The 3,201-nt window shown below is 64.6% G+C and carries 4 protein-coding genes; 2 read left to right on the top strand and 2 right to left on the bottom strand.

Annotation, left to right across the window (positions count from 1 at the left end):
• Both QOC89_RS30875 and upp read right to left on the bottom strand, forming a co-directional pair.
• Positions 1-381: YebC/PmpR family DNA-binding transcriptional regulator (locus QOC89_RS30875; protein WP_323048509.1), on the bottom strand; the 381-nt coding region annotated here is incomplete at its 3' end.
• Positions 382-786: 405 nt separating this feature from the next.
• On the bottom strand, positions 787-1,437 hold the full coding sequence (upp, locus tag QOC89_RS30870) for a uracil phosphoribosyltransferase (protein ID WP_011487457.1): 651 nt from the start codon (positions 1,435-1,437) through the stop codon (positions 787-789).
• Positions 1,438-1,845: 408 nt separating this feature from the next.
• On the opposite strand from upp, the gene QOC89_RS30865 reads away from it, so the two are divergent.
• Both QOC89_RS30865 and QOC89_RS30860 read left to right on the top strand, forming a co-directional pair.
• A complete protein-coding gene (locus tag QOC89_RS30865; protein ID WP_323048508.1) occupies positions 1,846-2,628 on the top strand; it encodes an SDR family oxidoreductase in 783 nt (260 codons plus the stop codon).
• A gap of 77 nt (positions 2,629-2,705) precedes the next feature.
• Positions 2,706-3,095 (top strand): methylglyoxal synthase, encoded by a 390-nt coding sequence (locus tag QOC89_RS30860; RefSeq protein WP_074284944.1) that lies wholly within the window; start codon positions 2,706-2,708, stop codon positions 3,093-3,095.
• The last annotated feature ends 106 nt before the right edge of the window (positions 3,096-3,201 follow it).

Below are 3,201 nucleotides of genomic sequence, written 5' to 3'. Positions count from 1 at the left end.
GTCCGTGCCCATGTTGCCGCCGTTCTTCGAGAACGCGTGACGCACGTCCGCCACCGTGCGCGTGCGGTTGTCGGTCATGGTATCCACGATCACCGCCGCGCCGCCGATGCCGTAGCCTTCGTAGCGGATTTCTTCGTAGTTTGCGCCGTCCACGCCGCCCACACCGCGCTGGATCGCGCGGTTGACGTTATCTTTCGGCATGTTGGCGTCGTACGCCTTTTCGACGGCGAGCCGCAGACGCGGATTCGAGTCGATGTCGCCGCCACCCATGCGGGCCGCGACCTGAATTTCCTTGATGAGCCGCGTCCAGACCTTGCCGCGCTTGGCGTCGGCCGCTGCTTTCTTATGCTTGATGTTGGCCCATTTCGAATGACCCGCCATACCTTTCTCCATCGCGCGCGCCAGCGGGGCGCACGCATTGTGCAATTGTCGTTGCGATGCCGGGCGCTGGTGATTGCGATCTTGCGCCTCGATTCAGACGGTTTCAGCTTGATAACGCCCGGCTGTGTCCGGTTGCGCCGCGGCTAGCGGGGCCGGTTTTGCAGCGCGGTTGGGGCCAGGCGGTGCGGCTAGCGGGCTGAAAACGCCGCGCCAGTTCCGGCAAGCCCCGCGTAAAGGCGCGATGCGCCAGGCAGTTGTGCAAGTTGAGCCGCTCTTTGAGCGGATTCGAATTTTATCACGGCGCGGGGGCGCGGCAGAGGGGAGCGTGGCCGGAAAGTGCTTGTAAATCGAACAGCGGCGTTTTGCGCGCGGCCCCTCCCGGCCTTTTCACTTTTCAACCTGCCGTCAGTTCTTCGTGCCGAACAGGCGGTCGCCGGCGTCGCCGAGACCCGGCACGATGTACGCGTGCTCGTTCAGGTGCGAATCGAGCGAGGCCACGTACAGCTTGACGTCCGGATGCGCGTCCTGGAACACCTGCACGCCTTCCGGCGCGGCCACCAGCGCGAGGAACAAGATGTTCTCGCCCGCCACGTTGCGGCGTTTGAGCACGTCCACCGCGTGCACGGCCGAGTAACCGGTCGCGACCATCGGATCGCACAGAATGAACACGCGGTCTTCCAGATCCGGCAGGCGCACCAGATACTCGACCGGGCGATGGTCCTCGGCGCGATACACGCCGATGTGGCCCACGCGCGCCGACGGCACCAGCTCCAGCAGACCGTCGGACATGCCGATGCCGGCACGCAGCACCGGCACGATCGCCAGTTTCTTGCCGGCGATCACCGGTGCGTCGATTTCGACCAGCGGCGTGGTGAGGCGGCGCGTGGTCATCGGCAGGTTGCGGGTGATTTCGTAGCCCATCAGCAGCGTGATCTCGCGCAGCAGTTCGCGGAACGTGCGAGTCGAGGTGTCCCGGTCGCGCATGTGCGACAGCTTGTGCTGGATCAGCGGGTGATCGAGGATGAAAAGATTGGGAAAACGGCTGTCCTGAGTCATGGCGGGAGCGCAAGCGGCTGAAAAAGGGATCGGTTCCGGTGTCGGATCGGCGGCTGGTGCCGGCTGAAAATACGGCCGGCTGGCACGCCACGGCGCAAGTTTACCGAAAGAGTGCCGCGGGAAGATACCGGAGATTGCAGCAGCCCAGGGCAGTCCGGCACCGATTCTTCTAGAATCGGGGAAACCGGGCCGCGATCAGGCGGCTTTGGTCGGCGACACGGGGTCACGAGCCGGGCCAGGGCCAGGACCAGGACCAGGACCAGGACCAGGACACGAAGGGCCCGCGGCAGCGGGTAGCGAGCAAGCCGCGACCGGGCCACAAAGAAGTCACGAAAGGCGCGACCGGTCCACGACCGGTTCGCAATCGAGTCACAACGACGCGCACATTCACGTCACGAGGATACACACATGGACATGGGAATCGCAGGACGCACCGCGCTGGTTTGCGCGGCCAGCAAGGGATTGGGGCGCGGCTGCGCGGAAGCGCTGGCGGCCGAAGGCGTCAATCTGACGATCGTCGCGCGCACGGCGCAGACGCTGGAGGCGACCGCCGCCGAAATCCGCAAGCAAAGCGGCGTGGAAGTGAACACCGTGGCATGTGACATCACCACGCCGGAAGGACGTGCCGCGGCGCTCGCCGCGTGCCCGCAGCCGGACATTCTGGTCAACAATGCGGGCGGGCCGCCGCCGGGCGACTTCCGCAACTTCACGCACGAAGACTGGATCCGCGCGCTGGAGAGCAACATGCTCACGCCGATCGAGCTGATCCGCGCGACCATCGACGGGATGAGCGAGCGCGGCTTTGGCCGCATCGTCAATATCACGAGTTCCGCCGTGAAGGCGCCGATCGACGTGCTTGGCTTGTCCAACGGTGCGCGCTCGGGCCTGACCGGCTTCATCGCGGGACTCGCGCGCAGCAAGGTGGCCGGCTCGGGCGTGACGATCAACAGCCTGTTGCCGGGTATCTTCGACACCGACCGGATCGCCACCACCTTCGCGGCGCAAGCCAAGGCGCAAAGCATTTCCATCGACGACGCGCGCAAGCAGCGCATGAAGACGATCCCCGCCGGCCGTTTCGGCAATCGCGACGAATTCGGCCGGGCCTGTGCGTTCCTGTGCAGCGTGCACGCCGGCTACATCACCGGGCAGAACTGGCTGATCGACGGCGGCACTTACCCCGGTACGTTCTGAGCGCCGATCTTTTTGAAGCAAGCGCGGCACTCTCCCTACAACAACGACAATCACAACGGTTTCAGGAGTCTTACGTCATGAGCACCCGCATCGCGCTAATTGCGCACGATCACAAGAAAGACGACATCGTCAAACTGGCCGGCGAATACGTCGATACGCTCAGGCGTTGCGAGATCGTCGCGACCGGCACGACCGGCACGCGCATTGGCGACGCGCACGGGCTCACGGTCGAGCGCATGCTGTCGGGCCCGCATGGCGGCGACTTGCAGATCGGCGCGCAACTCGCGGAAGGGCGGGTGGACATGGTGATTTTCCTGCGCGACCCCATGACCCCGCAGCCGCACGAACCGGATATCAATGCGCTGGTGCGGGCCTGCGACGTTCACAACATTCCCTGCGCCACGAACATTTCGACCGCGCGAATGATTCTCGACGTGCTGACCTTACGCCTCACGCAGCAGGTCTGAACGCGCGCGTGTTGCGCGATCGGTCGACGTCACACACCAAGGAGACATGATGGTAAAAGCAATCCGATTCGATAAAGCCGGCGGCCCGGAAGTGATGAAATGGGTC

It is taken from the genome of Paraburkholderia sp. (genome assembly GCF_034668105.1).
In the GTDB taxonomy this organism is placed as follows: Bacteria; Pseudomonadota; Gammaproteobacteria; order Burkholderiales; family Burkholderiaceae; genus Paraburkholderia.
This window is presented reverse-complemented; position numbering and strand designations above follow the sequence as displayed.

Excerpts from the sequence above, each read along its gene's own strand:
- upp (WP_011487457.1), bottom strand. The coding sequence starts at position 1,437 with ATGACTCAGGACAGCCGTTTTCCCAATCTTTTCATCCTCGATCACCCG.
- QOC89_RS30865 (WP_323048508.1), top strand. The coding sequence starts at position 1,846 with ATGGACATGGGAATCGCAGGACGCACCGCGCTGGTTTGCGCGGCCAGC.
- QOC89_RS30860 (WP_074284944.1), top strand. The coding sequence starts at position 2,706 with ATGAGCACCCGCATCGCGCTAATTGCGCACGATCACAAGAAAGACGAC.